Genomic DNA, 17,557 nt, shown 5'->3' with positions numbered 1-17,557 from the left:
TGCGCCTATCGTCGTGAGTTATGACGAAGTTCGGCGGCAAGAGCTGCCTGATCACCGGGGCGGCAAGCGGTCTGGGCCGCAGCACCGCCCTCGCCGTCGCGGCCAAGGGCGCCTCGCTGATCCTGACCGACATCGATGCCGAAGGTCTGCAACAGACCGCGACGCTGGCGCGGGCTGCGGGCGCGACGGTGCACCTCGCGGCCACCGCCGACGTCAGCGTGCACGACGAGGTGGTTGCCCTCGCGGCCAGGGTGCACGACGAGGTGGCCAGCGTCGACATCGTCATGAACGTGGCGGGGATCGCGACCTGGGGGACCGTGGACCGGCTGACCCACGCGCAATGGCGACGGACCATCGATATCGATCTCATGGGCCCGATCCACATCATCGAGGAGTTCTTGCCGCCGATGATCGCGGCGGGCCGCGGCGGCCATCTGGTGAACGTGTCCTCGGCCGCCCGCCTGTTCGGACTGCCGTGGCACGCGCCGTACAGCGCGGGCAAATTCGGGCTGCGCGGCGTCTCGGAGGTGCTGCGGTTCGATCTGCGTCAGCACGCCATCGGAGTGAGCCTGGTCTGTCCCGGGGCGATGGCGACGCCGATGGCCGACCGCGTGGATATCGCGGGCGTGGACCGGACCGGCGAGGCGGTGCAGCGGGCGATGGGCCTGTTCCTGCGGCACGCGGTGACGCCGGAGGCCGCCGCGCGCTCGATCGTGCGCGGGGTCGAGCGCAATACCTACCTGGTCTACACCTCGAACGACATTCGCCTCGGGCACTGGGCGCAGCGGTATTTCCCGCCCGCCTACAACCTCGCCATGCGCGGGCTGAACTGGGCGATGAGCCGCTATATCGATCAACCGGCCACGAAGACCATCGTGCGCTGATTCCGAGAGGACCCCAGCATGGCCCAGCCGCTGACCACCCCCGCGGCGACGGTGCCGCCGAATCATCGGTTCGATATCGGGCCCGTCCGATATCCGAAGTTGTTCGGCGCCAACACCGTTCCCATTCCGATGTCGGACGGGGCCATCCTCACGGCCGATATCCTGCGGCCCGGTGACGGCGTCGGGCCCGCCAAGGAGCCGCTGCCCGCCATCATCAACTTCACCCCGTACAACAAGATGCTCAACCGGCACGGCATGCGCTGGAACGACACGTTGCGCGCTTTCGGCCGGCGGGTGGGTTCTTCGGATCGCCGGCGGTTCACCGCGCGCGACGTACTGCACACGCCCGCGGGCGGCATCCTGGAACCGTTCGTGATCAACCGAACGGCGGTCCGCCGCGGCTATGTCGGGCTGATGATCGACGTGCGCGGCACCGGCACCTCGACGGGAAGCTGGGATTTCTTCCAGCCGCGGGAGCAGCAGGACTACCTGGAGGCGATCGCGTGGGTGCGCGAACAGCCCTGGTGCAACGGCGAATTCGCGGTGACCGGTATTTCGTACGGTGCCATCGCCGCACTGATCACCGCGGGCCTGCGACCGGAGGGCCTGCGCGCCGTGTTCGCCATCGAGGCGGGGGAGGACCCGATGCGCGAGCTCGGCCTGACCGGTGGCGTGCCGACGCCGGGAATGCTGCTGTGGATCCTCGCCGTCACCGGTTCGAAATGGCTACCGTCGGTGCCCGGCCTGCTGCGGGCGGGGATGACCGGCCAGTTCCTGCGCGACCGGATCGCCGACCCAGCGGGCTGGGTGCGGCACGCGATCGAGATCGGGCTCACCGAGCGACATCCCGACAGCTTCCTCAATCCGATGTGGGCGGGCAAGCTGGCGCGCTTCGAGGACATCACGGCACCGACCTGGATCCACGGCGGGTGGCACGATGTCTACAACCGCTCGAACTTCCGGATGTTCGATCGAATCCCGTTGTCCGGCGGGGCAAAACAGGTCGTGGTCGACGACTCCTACCATCTCACCGTCGGCTCGGGGCTGGGCGCGCCCGACAGTCCGCAGGCGATCGATGAACTGCAATGCGCCTGGTTCGACAGGTGGGTCAAGGACATCGACAACGGCATCGATCGCTACGGCCCGGTCACGGTGCGCAGGCAGGGCGACGGTCGGTGGCTGCGGCACCCGGTGTTCCCGGATCCTGCGGCCACGCGGCAACGCCTCTACTTGAACGCCGAGATCACCGGTGCGGCAGCGCATGCCGGTACCGACTCGGGCCTGTCCTCGGCGCCCACCGAGACCGGATCGCGACTACCGCTGCCCACCGGGCGAATTCGGATGGCGTCCAACAACACCGGCGTCATGAGCATGGGCGTGACACTGCTGTTCGGACGCCGGTTCGGCACCGACGACCGGCACGCCGAGGCGGGCGCCGTCACGTTCACCAGTGCACCGTTCACTGCGGACACCGTCCTGTCCGGCCCGATGAACCTACACCTGAACGTGGAAGCCGAAGGGACGGACGCCTTTTGGTCGGTGACCGTGTGCGACGTCGAGCCCGCCGGCGCCTCGGTGCCGCTCACCCGTGGCGCGTTGCTGTCGAGTTTGCGAGCGATCGATGCTGGGGGCAGTGAGTATGTCGACGGCGAGCTGTTGTTCCCGCTGCATACGCTCACCGCCGAGTCCGCCCTGCCGGTGGTGCCCGGCGTGCCGTTCGTGGTCGACATCGAGATCAACCCGACCGAAGCGCTGGTGCGGGCCGGCCATCGACTACGGGTTGCGGTGAGCCGCAGCAGCTTTCCCCGACACCTGATCCCGCCGTGGCTGCGACGCACGATCACCGGGCAGGCCATCGTGCTCGACCCCGAGCAGCCGAGCTACCTCACGTTCCGCGCGGCTCCTGTCGGCTGACACGCAGACGATCGGCCTCCCTGCAACAACTTTCGCCTGTGGCATTCGGCACGGTTCGCCGGGATTGTCCCGTTGGCGTACTTCGCTACTATGTACTACAAACCGTAGTAGCGGAGGGGAAGTCATGGGCAAGTTGCAGGGCAAAGTGGCCCTGGTCACCGGTTCCAGCCGTGGTATCGGACGCGGCATCGCCTGTCGTCTGGCGCGGGACGGTGCGCTGGTCGCGGTGCACTATTCGACCAACGAGGGGGCGGGTAAAGAGACCGTCCGGCTGATCGAGGCGGCAGGCGGCCATGCCTTTCTGGTGCGCGCCGAACTCGGTGCGCCGGAGGCGATCTCGGAGTTGTTCGCGCAGCTGGAACCGGAACTGCTCACCCGCACCGGCACCGTGCGGCTGGACATCCTGGTGAACAACGCTGCGCACGCCGGATTCACCGGCACGATGCCCGAGGACGTCACGCCGGAGATGTTCGATCGGCACATCGCGGTCAACACCAAGGCGCCGTTCTATCTCACCTTGCGCGCACTGAGCTCGATGACCTCCGGTGGCCGGATCATCAACATCTCCTCCGGCATGACCAGGACCTCGCTGCCGTCGCAGATCTGCTACGCGATGAGCAAGGGCGCCATGGAGCAGATCACCTTGCAACTGGCCCTGCACATCGCGCCCCGCGGCATCACCATCAACACGGTCGCCCCGGGCGTCACCAACAACGGTGATCCGGTCTTCGACGACCCGGACACCGTCGCCGAGATGTCCGCCTGGTCGGCCTTCAACCGGGTCGGCGAGGTATCCGATGTCGCAGATGTGGTGGCCTTCGTCGCGTCCGAGGACGCCCGCTGGATCACCGGTTCCTACATCGACGCCTCCGGCGGCACCCTGCTCTGACCGCCCTACCGCAGGGCGGCGTGTTCGGGCCAGCCGTACAGGCCGAAGTGTTCGTTGTTGCGGAACATGTCCAGCCCGGCGCGGGTGCTGAGGATGGTGTCGTCCGGGATGTCGTCGACGTCGAACCAGCGCAGTTCCGAGCAGCGCTCGGGTTCGCGGTTCCAGGGTTCGCCGGACCAGGTATCGGCCTGGAAGATGAACACGATCAAGGCCTGACCAGGCGGGGACTGGATGTGCATCGAGGCGACCATCCGGACGTGCTCGCGCGCCACCTGCACCCCGATCTCCTCCTCGGCCTCCCGGATGACCGCAGTGAGCACGTCCTCCCCGGCATCGAGCCGCCCGCCGGGAGCGTTCCATTCCCCGTCGCCGAACTCGGTGTTGCGCCGCCGCGCGAGCAGCACACGGTCACCCTTGGTCAGCAACAACTGCACTCCGATGACACTGCGGAAGATCGTCAACTGGCCTCCTGGTCGAGTTCGGGCAAGCGTACTATCCGCCATCTCACCCGATACTCACTTGCATCCAGTGCAATTATGATCAGCATGACACCTTCGGTCTTCCTCATTACTGGCATTCAGGCGGCGGGGAAGTCGACTGTGGCGCAGGCGTTAGCCGAGCGACTACCGCGGTCGGCGCATGTACGGGGTGACACTTTTCGAAGGTTCATCGTCGGCGGCCGGGACGAAATGAGCAGGGAGCCTTCGCAGGAGGCGCTGCGGCAGCTCTGTCTGCGGCATCGGCTCGCGGCGAACGCCGCCGACGCCTACGCGGAGGCCGGCTTCACCGCGGTGTTGCAGGACACCGTGCTCGGAGAGTTGTTGCAGTACACCATCGATCAGATCGAGACGCGGCCGTTGTATGTGGTGGTGCTCGCGCCGCGACCGTATGCCGTCGCCGCCCGTGAAGCCGCGCGGGGCAAGGACGCGTATGGCACGTTCAGCGTGGCCGACCTGGACGCGGCCTTGCGGCAGACCACTCCACGCATCGGATTATGGCTGGACACTTCCGATCTCACCGTCGAGCAGACCGTCGACCAGATTTTGACCCGCGCGGAACCGCTGCCGCAGTAACCCGCGCGGGCCTCCCCGCCGTTCAGTGGTGCTGTGCCACTGGGCGATCGGTCGAGGGAATGCAGCTGGTGGATCTGCCGCAGCGCCCTGAGCCGACCGTGTCAGCGTGACCACGTCTCCCACGCTAACCGCCGCGGGGCGGCTCGGGCCTCGTAGTTAGCCCGATAGGCAAGAATTTGCTACGTCCGGTCCGGCTGTCACGACGGCCGTGGCGGGCTCAGCGGAGTGAGCGGATTGGTGGCGGGCCCTTCCAGCAGGGTGCCGTCGGGGGCGAAGCGGGAACCGTGCAGCGGGCAGTCCCAGGAGCGCTCGGCGTCGTTCCAGCGCACGATTCCGTAGAGGTGCGGGCAGACGGCGGACAGCTCGGTGGTGGTGCCGTCGACCGTGCAGGTCGCGGTGGGGCGCAGGCCGTGTCGTTCGACGGTGCCGCAACCCTCCGCCGGAACCTGATCGGACGAGTGGGTGGTCACCCGCAGCCAGCCGGTCGTGAGTTGTTGCGCGACAGCACCGTTGGCGAGGGCGGCGGATGGCAGCGCCTTGATTTCGTTCGGCCGCCAGCTGGCGAGCGCATCCGCCCAGTGCGGTGACTTGCCGGTGATCCGACCGGCCAGCGCCAAGGCGGCGGCGACGCCATTTGTGAGGCCCCACTTCGCGTATCCGGTCCCGAGCAGGATGTTCTCCCGGCCCGGCAGCAGCGGCCCGACATAGGGCAGTTCGCCGACCGGTGAGTAGTCCTGCGCCGACCATTCCTGCATGGGTTGCGCGGTGGGGAACCAGGTCCGCGTCCAGCTGAGCAGATCGTCTACCTTCGCGCGCTCGGACTTCGTGCGTCCGACGGGGTGACCGTTGCCGCCGACCAGCAGCACGTCCCCGTCCGGCGTCGGTGCGTACCGCATCGAGCGGGTGGGTGGCCCCGCGCTGATGTACATGTCGCGCGGGATCGGCTCGTCCAACCGGAACGCGGCCAGGTAGGAACGCTGTGCGGTGAGCCTGGCGAAGAACCCGCCGCGATCGAGTATCGGTGTGCCCGTTGCCAAGACGACGGTGCGCGCGCCCAGGTCACCGTGTTCGGTCTCCACGGTGAGCTCGCCGTTGTGGCCACTGTGCACGCCGCGCACAGTGGTCGACTCGTAGATCGGCGCCGCATGCGACTCGACCTGGGCCGCGAGCGCGGCGAGGACGGCCATCGGGTCGGCCTGGGCCTGGTCGGCCAGCCGCACCGCACCGTGGTTCGGGAAGGGGGCGTCGAGTTCGTCGACGAGCTCGGTGGGTAAGCCCGCCGCCCGGGTCGCGTCGAATTCCGCACGCACCTTACCGATTTCGTCTTCGGACTGCGCGTAGGTGAGGGCCGCCTGATGCTGGACGGCGACGCCGTGCTCGGCGCAGAACCGCAACAACCATTGCTGCCCTTCACGATTCGCCGCCACATAGTCACGCAGCGTGCCCACGGAATGGCGTTTCCGGATCTGCTGTGCCCTGGTGCCCTGCAACAGGCTGATCTTGCCGGTGGTGGCGCCGGTGGTGCCCGCGCCGACCCGCTTGGCCTCGACGACCGCCACCTGGACGCCGCTCTCGGCGAGCAGCAACGCGGTCACCAGCCCGGTGAGACCGCCGCCGATCACGACGGTGTCGAAGCGCGATCCCGGCGTCAATCGCAACCGGGCGGGAACCTCGGCGTCGTTCAACCATAGTGGCGTCATAGTCCCGGCATAACCGGTCCGCGACCGGGCAAACCCGAGCTCGATGTTTGAAAACTGGCTAGATAACCGCGCGGCGGTCGGTTTCTTTCTTTAGGATCATCCCATGAATGTGCGTGCGCGGGAGCTCGGGCTGCAATTCCCCGGAGCCACTGGGGAATTGAACGCTATCACCGACGTGCCCGGCGTCGAGGTCGGTTACACCACCCTCATCCGCGGCGAGGACGTGCGCACCGGCGTCACGGCGATCCTGCCGCGCGGCCGCGAGCGGGTATTCACGCCGTGCGCCGCAGGCTGGTATTCGCTCAACGGCAACGGCGAGATGACCGGCACCGTCTGGCTCACCGAGACGGGCTCGCTGGCCTTGCCCATCCTGATCACCAACACCCATGCGGTCGGCACCTGTCACCGGGGGATCATCGACTGGCTGGTCGAGGCGTTTCCGGAGCTACCCGACGACTGGTCGCTGCCGGTGGTCGCCGAAACGTGGGACGGCTACCTCAATGACATCAACGGCGCGCACGTCACGTCGGCCGACGCGATGGCGGCCATCGAGACCGCTGCGGGTGGGCCGATCGCCGAGGGCAGCGTCGGCGGCGGCACCGGAATGAACTGTTACGGATTCAAAGGCGGCAGCGGCACCGCGTCGCGCCGCGTCGGGTACGGCAAGGACACCTACACCGTCGGTGCCTTCGTTCAAGCGAATTTCGGTGCCCGCAAGGAACTTACGATCCGCGGCGTGCCACTCGGGGAGGTGCTGGCCGAGGACGATCCGCTGGGGGAGTGGGCCGCCCCGGCGGGTTCGGGCTCCGTCATCGTCGTCGTCGCGACCGACGCACCGCTGCTGCCGGGCCAGCTGACCGCGATGTCGCGCCGGGTGCCGCTCGGCCTCGCGCGCACCGGCACCACCGGCTCGCACTTCTCCGGCGACATCTTCCTGACCTTCTCCACCGCCAACGAGGGCGCGCTCACCAGTGCCTTCCCTAATGGCGAAAGCCCTTACGAACAGCTGACATTCATCCCGTGGGGTCAGCTCAACCCGTTCTACGACGCGATCGTCCAGGTGGTCGAGGAGGCCGTGGTGAACGTGCTGTTCGCCGGCGAGACGATGGTCGGCCGGGACGGCCATCGCTCGCCGGCGCTGCCGGTGGACACGGTGCTGAAGTTGCTCACCACGACATAGCGGTGCCCTGCATCAACTCTGCCTCGGTGGCTTCGTGCACCGCGAGCCAGCGGACGAACTCCTCGAACGACTCCCTGCGCTCCGGGCCCGCCGTGGACAGCATCTCCTCTAACAGCTCGCGCATCCGATTGTGTTGCAGAACAAGCAGTTCCACAACGTTTCTATGATGACGCGATGTCATGTCCTCGCCTCGTTCGTGCCTGCGTGCTTACTTCGGGACCAGAATGCCGGTCAGGTCGGCCTTCTTGATCGGGGTATCCGGATTCGCCTGAGCCGTGCACATCAACTTGATCGCCGCGATCGACGCGTCGACGGACTGGTCCTGCGTGGACGGCGCGTCGCCGCCGCGTTCCTGCTCGAGGAACTTGGTGACGGTGATCCGCTGCTTGTCCGGATCCTGCGCGGTGAACTCGTTGCACGGCGTATCACCGCCCTTGTTGACGAGTTTCTCCGGCTCGTCACCGCAGCCACCCACGAAAAACGCGGTGGCCAGCGCGAACACGCAGAGCGAGGTGGTGGTTCTGCTCATCGTCAGCCTCCGAATCCGGCGAGCGCGCCTGCGAGATCAGACGTATCGAGTACTTCGAGCGCCTGCTGGCGCACGTCGGGGCAGTGCTGGGTGGTGATCTTGTCGATGACGCCGCGGTCCTTCAGCACGGTGTCGTTGAGGCCGCCGTTGCGGGCCGCCCAGTTGTGCACGGTGCCGTTGAAGGCCACCCGGCCCAGCGCCGCACCCTCGGTGCGCCACTTGTCGATGTCCGGGCGCATCATGTCGCAGAGCTGTTTTGCCGCCGCGTCGGACACTTGGTCGTCCGGGTCGGGCACCTGTGCCGTCGTCGACGGCATGGTCAGCATGATGGTGTTGTCGGGGGTGGCGGGGGCCGCCGGATCCTTGTTGTCGTCCGAACACGCGGCAAGCAACGGGGCCGCGGCGAGCGCACCGGAGAGCAGCAGTGCGCGCAGCATCGGCCGATGGCGATGTCGGGTCATGTTTTCTCCTCTGGCGATGGCCACCGCGGTCGGCGGCGTCACGGTGCGCAATACCCGGGCCCGATTTGCCCAATCAATGGCCGGCCTGGTCGGTGAGGCCGAGGCCCTCCTTGTTCTTGAGGCGGCGGTGCTCGAGCACGATGACGAGCACGCCGACCACCATGCAGGCCACCGTGGCGATGGCACCGATGATCGCCCAACCCTCGAAGCCGTATCCGGCGGCGGTCAGCGTCAACCCGAGGCCGACCAGTCCGAGCGCGACCAGGATGATCCCCGGCCAATTGCGGGCGTCCTCGATGGATTCACCGACATGGGCGCGTGAGGTCCTGGTGTAATCCGGGAAATTGTCGTCGGGACGTCCGTGGTGCTCGGCACCGCCGTGACCCGTGGTCGTTTCGTCCGGTCCGGGAAGCATAGGGGGGTCCTTTCTGGTCCAACCACCATCAAAGGGGGCATTGGAACGCATACCCGGACGAACAGGGCTCAATCGGCGGCGCGAAGCACCTGCTCGGTCGCGGAGACGATCGCGAAGTCCGGAATGGCGTCGAGCCCGTACCGGCCGCACGGCGCGGACTGATCGCCGAGCACCACGGTCGGCACGCCGTAAGGAGCCCAGCGGCGCGCTGGGACAACCGGCGCGAACAAGGAAACGACCGGCGTGGCCACGGCGGCGGCCAGCGGCGCGGCACCGGTGTTCGGGGCGACCACCGCGTCGGCATCGCGCAGCACGGCGGCCAGACCGGCTAGATCCGTGGCGCCGCCGAGATCACGGGCATGCCCGTCGGCGACGGCACCGGTGAGTGCCCGCTCGGCCGGACTGCCGGTCACCACCACGCGATGCCCCGCGTCGACCAGCGCCGCGGCCACCTGCCTGCTGCGCGTCGCCGACATCCGGCGAGAGGGTTCGGCGGCGCCCGGATGCAGCACCACATAGCCTGGGCCACCGGTCAATTCGTCGACCTCGGGCAGATCGTCGCGGACCCGCAGCCGGTGACCGGCGGGCGGGTAGCCCGCCGCGACAGCCAGCGACAAAGCCCGAATCTGTTCCGGCATATCGTCTTTCACCCGATGCCGGACGTCGAGCAGCGAACCGGCCTCGTCGGTGGTGATCGCGCTGATCCGCGGCACGCCCGCCATCCGCAGGATCAGCGCCAGCGGCAGCGGTGACTGGTGCTGGGAGGTACTGATGATCGCCTCGTCCGGCGCGAGCATGCGCAGGCATTCGATCAGGGCGCGCACGGACGCGTGGGTCAGCGGCGGCGGATCGGCGTCGAGCCAGGGGGCCTCGAACTGCAGGACCCGGTCGATGCCCGGCAGTAGTGCGGCGGCCGAGCTGCCGCGCGGGCCCGCGAGAAAGGTCACGGTGTCGGCGACCCGGGCGACCGCGCGCACGGCGGGTCCGGCGAGCAGGACATCACCGGCGCTGTCCAGCCGCGCCACCAGGACGTGCCGGCTCATCGCATCCGCAACGTCTGGTGCGCGGTGGCGCTCTCGGCGAGCACCGTGTCCCAGCGTTCGAGGAACTGTTCGATACCGAAATTGGCCTGCGCCCAATGCCGTGCGGCCTTACCGGTCAGCTCGGCGAACACCGGTTCGTGCAGGAACTGCCTGATCGCCTCGGCGAGAATGTCCGGCTCGGTGGAGACCACGCCCGCGTCGGCGGGGATCGACGCGGAGGCCTCGGTCGTGCCGAGCGCGACGATCGGCATCCCGAGGTACATCGCCTCGATCACCGACAAGCCCAGCGACGTCCAGCGCGGCGTGTGCACGAACACGCGGCGGCGCGTCAGCTCGGCGTGTAGCCGGCCCTGGGTGAAATCGCCTGCGCCGCAAACCCGTTCAGGCGGTACCTGGAGGGCGTCGGGCAGGTCTTCGGTGCCGGTGCCGAACACGTCGATCGGCGCGGCCAGCGAGAGCGGGGCGAGCAGGTCGGTGCCGGTGATCCGCCAGCGCGGGATCGGGTCGTTGATAATCGTTGCGGCTCTGGGTAGTTCGCCCGTGTAGAGCAGACCGGGGTCGCGTACGCCGTGCGGGATGACGGTGGTGGGACATCGGCCGTTGTCCCACATCAGCCGGTTGAAGGGGGTGACATGGACCAACGGTATATCGGTGCGGTCGGCCAGCGGATGCCGGGTGAGCGCCGCGTGCTCGCGCGGAGTTTCGTGCTCGACGTAGACCGCGGGCAGGTCGGCGCCGGGCGATCTGCCCAGCCATTCCGATACCAGGTCCAGTTCTCCGGGGCGTTGCAGCACAACGACATCGATGTCCTCGCCAGCGAGATCGGCCGGTGTGATCTCGTGGGCGCTGGGCCAGGGGCGACCGCACAGCCCGCGCGCCCATTCGCTTCCAGGCGCGCCGTCGCGACCGTCGTACGGCACCAGGTACCGATGCTTGCCCTGGACAAACGAGTTCAGCCAGGGGCCGTGCACATGCCAGACAAGAACGTTCAGCGGTTCGGCCGCCCCGTTCGTTTCAGTCGTCGGAGCTTCCATATTGCTCGGTTGCCCGCGTGCGGGTTTCCGAAACGCCCGCTCTCCATCAACTGCCGTTCAGCTGACAGCGGGGGCCGCGTCTCGTCGGACTCGGATGACCGGCTCGGCCGCCTTGCGCACCTGCCCATCGGTGGCGCCCAGCGGTGGTAGCTGGTTGATCTTCGCTGGACCGGGTACTCGTCTACCTGCGGAAACATCCCGCGGCCAGCTGGGACGGGGTGAGTAGGAGATGACCCGTGATGGACTCTACCCGGGGGCCTGGCAAGCGCGGGCCGTCCGTGCCCAGCAGTGATGCCGACTGGAACCGCACTGTCCGTGGCGAGACCGAAATCGAACGGCTGGACCGCAATTGGAGCAATCTCGTCCAGGAGCTGCGAGTGGTGCAGACCGGCGTCCAGTTCCTGATCTCGGCCCTGTTGATCGTGCCGTTCCAGCCCTCGTTCGCGACGTTGTCGCACGGGCTTCGGGTGCTTTACCTGGTGACCTTGTTCGCTGCGATCGGGGCGAATGTATTCCTGGTCGCGCCTGTCTCGTGGCATCGAATTCTTTTCCGGCGGCATCGGCTCGGCAACGTGGTCGCCGCCGCGCATCGCTGCGCCATGGCGGGCATCGGCCTGCTCGGCGTCGCGCTGATCGGGGCGACGGTGCTGGTGGTCACCATGGTCACCGGGGCGATCGACGCAGTGGTCGCGGGTGTGGTCCTCGCGGCGCTGTTCCTGGTGGCGTGGTTGATCGCGCCACTGTTCTGGCGCAGGACGAGCCGGCCCGCCGACAAGGATGGCTGAGCGGCAGTCAGCGGGCCGAGACGACCTCCCCCGCGTGCGCGGGCGCAGCCCGGTGATAGGCGGTCAGCGTTTCGAGGGCGACCTGATCCCAGGCATAGCGACTCGCGGCGCGCTGGTACCCGGCCGCACCCCAGGTGTCGCGCAGGGTCCGGTCTTCGAGCAGCTGGCGTACCGCCCTCGCCACGGTGAGCGGATCCGGCGGTGCGACGAGCCTGCCGGTGACCCCGTCGACGACGGTGTCGAGCTGACCGCCGACCGCGGTGGCCACCACCGGTTTCCGGCAGGCCATCGCCTCCAGCGCCACCATGCCGAACGGTTCGTACCACGGGGTGCTCAGCACCACATCTGCGGACCGATACCAGCGGGGCAGCTCGCTGCGGCGCAGTTGGCCGAGCATCCGAAGCCGGTCCTGCACACCGTATTCCATCGCCAGCCTGCGCAGTCGCCTGCCCTCGCTGTCGTCCTCGATGTCGTCACCGACCGGTCCGCCCGCGATCACCAGTTCGGTGTCCGGCAGCTCCTGTAGCGCCTTGATCGCGACGTCGAAACCCTTGCGCGGCACCAACCTGCCGACCGACAGCACGCGATGCATGCGGTGCCGCTGCCCGCGTTCGGCGACCGGCCCCTCCGGGGTGAAGGCGGACAGATCCACGCCGCTCGGCACGACCGAGATGCGGAACCGCGGGATGCCCATCCTGGTCAGCTCCATCACTTCGTCGGAGCTGGTCGCCACGATATGGGCGGCGCGCCCGGCGATCAGGCGCTCGAAGCGGATGCGCGAGCGCGGGCTGGTGTCGGCCAGTCCCTGATGGCGGCGCCGCACGGTGCCGAGCGCGTGGAAGGTGACCACCACCGGGATCCCGTGGGCGCGGGCGGCCAATTCCGCGGCGAGACCGGACATCCAGAAGTGGGCGTGCACGATGTCGGGGGTGTCCAGACCCCATTGGCGCTGGAGGAAGGTGCCGAAATCGCCTAGGTGCGGCAGACTTTGGTCTCTCGGCAGCGGTTCGGCCGGGCCTGCGTTCACGTGTACGACGCGGTAACCCGCGTCGGTGACCAACTCCGGCAACAGATTCGGATCATCGCGGCGGGTATAGACGGTGACTTCGTGTCCGCGCCGTACGTAGGCCGCCGCCAATTCCGCGACATGGATATGCTGGCCGGTCACCGCGGTTGCGCTGAGGGGGCTGGCGTTCTCGGAAACCATGGCAATTTTCACGATGTGCTCCGTTCTCACCACGACGGGCACAAGGCGGCGCTGCGCGGTGCCCGCGACCAGGCATCGCGTGACATGTGTGGAATTCGGCTATGTCACAGATATGCCCGTCGGCGCGCGAACGAAACCCCTGACCCCGCTGGGTGATACGCGACGGAGTCAGATCATCGATACGATGATGCCGAGTGCCGCAGCGGTGAACAGGACGACCAGCACGATCGTCACGATGATTGCGACGACGCCGGTGCCGGGGAAGTGATGGCTGGTCGACGGCTCGGGAGCGGACAGGCCGGAGGTCTGCGCGGTCTCCGGCGGGGTGGAGCCCGGCGATACGCCGCCGCGCTCCAGATCGGGGGTGGTTGCCGGGTCGGGGTCCATGGCGGCCATCACGCGCCTACTTTCCGTCGTTTCCCGGCGATTCCGGGGCGTTCGGTCGTCGGCCTTTCGATTTACGCGACAGGACTACGGCGCCGACGAGTACCGCGATTCCGATGATCACCAGTATTTCCATATGCAGGGGCCTACCCGCTCGCCACACCGTCAATCCGGGTAGTTTGCCCGTTCGGATTGTGGGCAGACGATCACCAAGAGATCTGCGGCGGCCACGCAACAGTGCCCCCGTGGACCTGCGGTGGTGCCTAAATTTGTGACATCGGCAACGGACCGTGCGACACTAGAGGAAGGTTGAGACTACAGCCGACCCCGGTTCGACGCCTGGCGCACCACACCCGCTGAAATCCGGTCGATGGGATCGTCGTGACGACCTATTCGCAACGTTGCGACAGTTGTTCGCCCCTTTCTCTCTTCGTCGACCGGACGTGTCGCGTGGAACTGGAATTTCCCCCCTTATACGGGAGGTTCAGTTATGTCCGTTAGTTCCGCTCTGCATGCGTACGCAGAGGGCGTCCACCGGAATGGGTCGGGCCCGAGCGCCCACGACAATCCCTCCTGGACACAGCGCGTAGACCGCCGCCACGAATGCGTGGTGGTCCGCGCCGAAGGCGAATTGGACGCAGCGGCCTGCCCCCAGTTCTTCGCCACGGTCGAACAGGCCGTTCGTTTCAACTGCCACGTCGTGGTGATCGATCTGCGCGCGGCCAGATTCCTCAGTCTCCGGGCCGCGAGCACCCTGGGCTCGGTCCGGCAGCGCGCCGCCTGCGACGGCACCGATATCCGCATCGTCGCCGGTCGGCCCGCGATCGAGCGGTCGCTCGAGGTCTCCGGCGTGCGGCCGCTGTTCAGTCATTATCCGTCGATGCGCGCCGCACTGGACGCGTGAGGAACGACCGACGCAGGAGCAGCGCCGATTCCGGCGTGGCGACGCCGGATCTGTTCGCGTGGCGTACGCCGGCGACGGATACTTGCGCTGTGACTGAAATGGGGCCGGTGCAGCCGGAGGATTCTCTGGCGCTGGACCGGGTGATCGGCTTGGGGACACCGCAGAGTGTCGGTAGTTTTCGTTTCTGGTTCGCCGATCAGCGCTGGGAATGGTCGGACGAGGTAGCCGTGATGCACGGCTATTCTCCGGGCACCGTGGTACCGACCACCGATTTGCTGCTGACCCATAAACATCCCGACGATCGCGCCCAGGTAGCCAACGCACTGGCCAAATCCATCGAGCACGGCGAGCCGTTCTCCAGCAGGCACCGGATCATCGACACGGCGGGCGAGATCCACCACATCATCGTCGTCGCCGACCATCTCTTCGACGACGGCGACCAGGTCGCGGGCACCGCCGGGTACTACGTCGACGTGACCGACACCCTCGAGCACCACCGGCAAGAAGCTCTCGACGACGCGCTGCCCGAACTGTGGGCCTCCCGTGCGGTGATCGAACAGGCCAAGGGCGCGCTGATGCTGGTCTACGGCGTCAGCTCCGAGCAGGCGTTCCGGGTGCTCAGCTGGCGCTCGCAGGAGACCAACATCAAGCTGCGCACCTTGGCTTCGCGCCTGGTCGCCGACCTCACCACACTCACCGCCGCGACCGCCGGCCTGCGCACCCGATTCGACCATCTCCTGCTGACCGCACACGAGCGCATCGACGCCGACTGAGCCCGCGCGCACGTTTCGTACCCGCTGCGGCGGGTACGACCGAAGCGATGAGGAGCGCTGCGGCCTCGAAGTGGTTGCCTGTCGCGGCGCTGGGTGCGGGCGGCCCGGAATAACTCGGATGGACGGTCACCGACGGCACCGGGTTCGGCTGCGAGAGCAAGGTGGTGATGGGCATGGGGGAATGGACTTCCCGATCCTCAACGGAAACAACAACGGTCGGCGTTCGAATCCCCGCGCAGCTGGAACAGTTGACGATGTTGCGCGCGCTCGCCGAGACCGTCGCCCTCATCGCGGACTTCGCCCTCGACGAGGTCACCGACATCCGCCTCGCACTCGACGAGGTCGCCACCTCGCTGATCTTGGACGCGGTGCCCGGATCCACCCTGGACTGCGACTTCACCTACGACAGCAGGCAAATGTTCGTCCACGTCGCCGCGGTGGCCACCTCGGAGTCGGTGGTGGGGCAGGCGGGGTTCGGCTGGCACATCGTGCGCACGCTGACCCATTCGATCGCCGCCGCACAAGCGCCGTTCGACGGCGTCCTATCCGGGTATCCCACTGTGGTCGACTTCAGTTGGATACGAGGGGCATCGGATGGCGGGTGAATCGAGATCACGCGGCGACAGCTACGACAACATCGAGCCGCTGTTCGAGAAGATCGCCGCACTGGACCAAGGGGACCCGCGTCGCGAGACGATGCGCGAAGAACTGATCGGCCGCTGTCTGCCGCTCGCCGAGCACATCGCGCGTAAATTCGCCGGGCGCGGTGAGAATTTCGATGATCTGCTGCAAGTCGCCCGGCTCGGCCTGGTGCAGGCGACGGACCGGTTCGACGTCACCCGCGGCTCATCATTTCTGGCCTTCGCGGTGCCCACCATCATGGGTGAGGTGCGCAGGCACTTCCGGGACAACACCTGGGCGGTGCGAGTACCGCGGCGCACCAAGGAGATTCAGCTCAGCATCGGGGCCACCGTGGAGGCGTTGTCGCAGCGGCTCGGCCGGATACCGCGCGCCCGCGAGATCGCCGACGAGCTGGACGTCGACATCGTCGAGGTCACCCAGGCGCTGATCGCGGGCAACGCCTACCAGTCCTCGTCCATCGACGCGGTGGCCGGCGACGATATCGAGAACGCGCCGTTGCCGCTGCTGGAAAGCCTTGGCGCGGAAGAGCCCTCCTACCATCTGGTGGAGGACTACCTCGCCGTCCGGCCACTCATCGAAGAACTGCCCGAGCGGGAGCGTCAGGTGCTGATCATGCGGTTCTTCGAGTCCAAGACGCAGTCGCAGATCGCGGACGTGCTGGGGGTTTCCCAGATGCACGTCTCGCGGATTCTGTCGAAAACTCTGAATCAGTTGCGCGATCAGGCATTACGCGACTGATCGCCGAATTACCGCGGCTCAGAAGGGATTCGGCGGGACCGGGTCAATCGGTGGCGGCACCGGGTCGGTCGGTGGGAACGGCGAACCGGGGTCAGGGATCGGCGGGAGCGGGTCGGGGCGGCCGGGATCCGGCGGAGACGGCGCCGGGTCGGGACCGGGCACCGGTGGTACCGGGTCCGGCGGGGCGGGTGCCGGATCAGGTCCGGGGACCGGCGGGACCGGATTGGGATTGGGGTTCGGGCTCGGCGGCACCGGATCAGGATTGGGCGTCGGCGGAACCGGATCGGGATTGGGGGCCGGGGGTACCGGACTGGGTTCGGGAGATACGGGACTCGTCATCTGTATGCCTCCTTCGTTCGGCGTTACCCAGTCGCGTCCCGCTGAATCAACTGCGATCGCCACCTCGTTGCGGGTGGCTCGGCTCACAGGCGCACTGGCGGTCAGTGCTTTTCGGGCCGAATGTGCCCGGTTCGACAGTGGAGTGCGCTACAGCCGGTTTGCCCGAAGCCGAGGTCGGGTACGTGAAAGGGAGCCGGACATACGATGCCGATGGCTCAGGGAGCTCGTTTATGAACGAACACCGACTAGGCACCCGGATTCCGTACGCCGGATCGGGGAGCTCGAGGTCGCCGAAATACTCGCAGGAAATCCAGTCGCCCGAGCGGATGGATCGCGTGCGCTTCGGAAATGTGGAGCGCACACGCGTCACCAGAAATCACGACATCATCCGGCAGTGGGCCGAGCGGCGCGGTGCGCGCCCGGCCACCATGCCGGGCAGTGAGGACAACGGTCAGCTCAGGGTGCTGCGCTTCGATTTCCCCGGGTACGGCGGAGCGGTGCTGCGGCCGGTGAATTGGGACGAATGGTTCGCCACCTTCGACGAGCGACACCTGCATTTTCGCTATCAGGATCGGCGCGCGGACGGGACACCCAGCAATTTCAACCGCCTGGAGCGCCCGACTCGCGAGGATCGCTGAGTTCGGGCCGACGAGCAGAAATCGC

At 67.4% G+C, this 17,557-nt stretch carries 22 protein-coding genes; 11 read left to right on the top strand and 11 right to left on the bottom strand.

The features are described 5' to 3' along the window. Positions 1-20: 20 nt before the first annotated feature. The 3 genes from IBX18_RS22690 to IBX18_RS22680 all read left to right on the top strand — a co-directional run bounded on the left by IBX18_RS22690 (position 21) and on the right by IBX18_RS22680 (position 3,687). A complete protein-coding gene (locus tag IBX18_RS22690) occupies positions 21-884 on the top strand; it encodes an SDR family oxidoreductase (protein ID WP_194835596.1) in 864 nt (287 codons plus the stop codon). A gap of 18 nt (positions 885-902) precedes the next feature. Then, positions 903-2,798, top strand: a complete 1,896-nt coding sequence (locus tag IBX18_RS22685) for a CocE/NonD family hydrolase (protein WP_194835595.1) — start codon at positions 903-905, stop codon at positions 2,796-2,798. A gap of 124 nt (positions 2,799-2,922) precedes the next feature. Further along, positions 2,923-3,687, top strand: a complete 765-nt coding sequence (locus tag IBX18_RS22680) for an SDR family NAD(P)-dependent oxidoreductase (RefSeq protein ID WP_194835594.1) — start codon at positions 2,923-2,925, stop codon at positions 3,685-3,687. Positions 3,688-3,692: 5 nt separating this feature from the next. On the opposite strand, the gene IBX18_RS22675 is transcribed toward IBX18_RS22680, so the two are convergent. Further along, positions 3,693-4,148, bottom strand: a complete 456-nt coding sequence (locus IBX18_RS22675; RefSeq protein WP_194835593.1) for an NUDIX domain-containing protein — start codon at positions 4,146-4,148, stop codon at positions 3,693-3,695. 84 nt (positions 4,149-4,232) lie between these two features. Here IBX18_RS22675 and IBX18_RS22670 point away from each other — a divergent pair, with 84 nt between their 5' ends. Next, positions 4,233-4,760, top strand: coding sequence for an AAA family ATPase (locus IBX18_RS22670; RefSeq protein ID WP_228541603.1), 528 nt, complete (start codon positions 4,233-4,235; stop codon positions 4,758-4,760). Positions 4,761-4,957: 197 nt separating this feature from the next. On the opposite strand, the gene IBX18_RS22665 is transcribed toward IBX18_RS22670, so the two are convergent. Continuing rightward, positions 4,958-6,460 carry an FAD-dependent oxidoreductase gene (locus IBX18_RS22665; RefSeq protein WP_194835591.1) on the bottom strand — a complete coding sequence of 501 codons (1,503 nt, stop codon included), beginning with the start codon at positions 6,458-6,460 and terminating at the stop codon, positions 4,958-4,960. A 103-nt stretch (positions 6,461-6,563) separates the two neighbouring features. On the opposite strand from IBX18_RS22665, the gene IBX18_RS22660 reads away from it, so the two are divergent. Next, complete coding sequence (locus IBX18_RS22660; protein ID WP_194835590.1) at positions 6,564-7,640, top strand: P1 family peptidase; 1,077 nt, start codon at positions 6,564-6,566, stop codon at positions 7,638-7,640. Here the strand turns inward: IBX18_RS22660 and IBX18_RS22655 are convergent. From IBX18_RS22655 to IBX18_RS22630, 6 genes are all read right to left on the bottom strand, one after another. Continuing rightward, positions 7,627-7,764 carry a hypothetical protein gene (locus IBX18_RS22655; RefSeq protein WP_194835589.1) on the bottom strand — a complete coding sequence of 46 codons (138 nt, stop codon included), beginning with the start codon at positions 7,762-7,764 and terminating at the stop codon, positions 7,627-7,629. The genes IBX18_RS22660 and IBX18_RS22655 overlap by 14 nt on opposite strands. An 84-nt stretch (positions 7,765-7,848) precedes the next feature. After that, positions 7,849-8,169, bottom strand: a complete 321-nt coding sequence (locus tag IBX18_RS22650; protein ID WP_194835588.1) for a hypothetical protein — start codon at positions 8,167-8,169, stop codon at positions 7,849-7,851. Positions 8,170-8,171: 2 nt separating this feature from the next. Beyond that, entirely contained in the window at positions 8,172-8,630 is a 459-nt protein-coding gene (locus tag IBX18_RS22645; RefSeq protein WP_194835587.1) for a hypothetical protein, read from the bottom strand. 73 nt (positions 8,631-8,703) lie between these two features. Next, positions 8,704-9,045, bottom strand: coding sequence for a hypothetical protein (locus IBX18_RS22640; RefSeq protein ID WP_194835586.1), 342 nt, complete (start codon positions 9,043-9,045; stop codon positions 8,704-8,706). Between the two features lie 68 nt (positions 9,046-9,113). Then, complete coding sequence (locus tag IBX18_RS22635; protein ID WP_194835585.1) at positions 9,114-10,088, bottom strand: glycosyltransferase family 9 protein; 975 nt, start codon at positions 10,086-10,088, stop codon at positions 9,114-9,116. Beyond that, positions 10,085-11,122 carry a glycosyltransferase gene (locus IBX18_RS22630; RefSeq protein WP_194835584.1) on the bottom strand — a complete coding sequence of 346 codons (1,038 nt, stop codon included), beginning with the start codon at positions 11,120-11,122 and terminating at the stop codon, positions 10,085-10,087. The genes IBX18_RS22635 and IBX18_RS22630 overlap by 4 nt, the downstream gene beginning before the upstream one ends. A 239-nt stretch (positions 11,123-11,361) precedes the next feature. Between IBX18_RS22630 and IBX18_RS22625 the strand changes: the two genes are divergently transcribed. After that, positions 11,362-11,907, top strand: a complete 546-nt coding sequence (locus tag IBX18_RS22625; protein WP_194835970.1) for a DUF6328 family protein — start codon at positions 11,362-11,364, stop codon at positions 11,905-11,907. A 7-nt stretch (positions 11,908-11,914) separates the two neighbouring features. Here IBX18_RS22625 and IBX18_RS22620 read toward each other — a convergent pair whose 3' ends face one another. Together IBX18_RS22620 and IBX18_RS22615 are read right to left on the bottom strand one after the other, a co-directional pair. Next, entirely contained in the window at positions 11,915-13,126 is a 1,212-nt protein-coding gene (locus tag IBX18_RS22620; protein ID WP_194835583.1) for a glycosyltransferase, read from the bottom strand. A gap of 156 nt (positions 13,127-13,282) precedes the next feature. Next, complete coding sequence (locus IBX18_RS22615; protein ID WP_194835582.1) at positions 13,283-13,510, bottom strand: DUF6480 family protein; 228 nt, start codon at positions 13,508-13,510, stop codon at positions 13,283-13,285. A 478-nt stretch (positions 13,511-13,988) separates the two neighbouring features. On the opposite strand from IBX18_RS22615, the gene IBX18_RS22610 reads away from it, so the two are divergent. From IBX18_RS22610 to IBX18_RS22595, 4 genes are all read left to right on the top strand, one after another. Then, on the top strand, positions 13,989-14,402 hold the full coding sequence (locus IBX18_RS22610; RefSeq protein WP_194835581.1) for an STAS domain-containing protein: 414 nt from the start codon (positions 13,989-13,991) through the stop codon (positions 14,400-14,402). A gap of 98 nt (positions 14,403-14,500) precedes the next feature. Continuing rightward, the gene (locus tag IBX18_RS22605) at positions 14,501-15,175 is read left to right on the top strand and encodes a PAS and ANTAR domain-containing protein (RefSeq protein WP_194835969.1); all 675 of its coding nucleotides are present in this window, start codon (positions 14,501-14,503) and stop codon (positions 15,173-15,175) included. Between the two features lie 173 nt (positions 15,176-15,348). Further along, positions 15,349-15,780, top strand: a complete 432-nt coding sequence (locus IBX18_RS22600; RefSeq protein WP_194835580.1) for an anti-sigma factor — start codon at positions 15,349-15,351, stop codon at positions 15,778-15,780. Then, positions 15,770-16,555 (top strand): RNA polymerase sigma factor SigF, encoded by a 786-nt coding sequence (locus IBX18_RS22595; RefSeq protein ID WP_147128672.1) that lies wholly within the window; start codon positions 15,770-15,772, stop codon positions 16,553-16,555. The genes IBX18_RS22600 and IBX18_RS22595 overlap by 11 nt, the downstream gene beginning before the upstream one ends. 18 nt (positions 16,556-16,573) lie before the next feature. On the opposite strand, the gene IBX18_RS22590 is transcribed toward IBX18_RS22595, so the two are convergent. Continuing rightward, positions 16,574-16,894, bottom strand: a complete 321-nt coding sequence (locus IBX18_RS22590; protein WP_194835579.1) for a hypothetical protein — start codon at positions 16,892-16,894, stop codon at positions 16,574-16,576. A 230-nt stretch (positions 16,895-17,124) separates the two neighbouring features. On the opposite strand from IBX18_RS22590, the gene IBX18_RS22585 reads away from it, so the two are divergent. Beyond that, the gene (locus tag IBX18_RS22585; protein WP_228541602.1) at positions 17,125-17,532 is read left to right on the top strand and encodes a hypothetical protein; all 408 of its coding nucleotides are present in this window, start codon (positions 17,125-17,127) and stop codon (positions 17,530-17,532) included. Positions 17,533-17,557 lie beyond the last annotated feature (25 nt).

It is taken from the genome of Nocardia sp. XZ_19_369, assembly GCF_015355715.1.
Lineage (GTDB): Bacteria > Actinomycetota > Actinomycetes > Mycobacteriales > Mycobacteriaceae > Nocardia.
The sequence above is the reverse complement of the archived record's forward strand: the minus strand, read 5'-3'. Positions and strand labels throughout refer to the sequence as shown.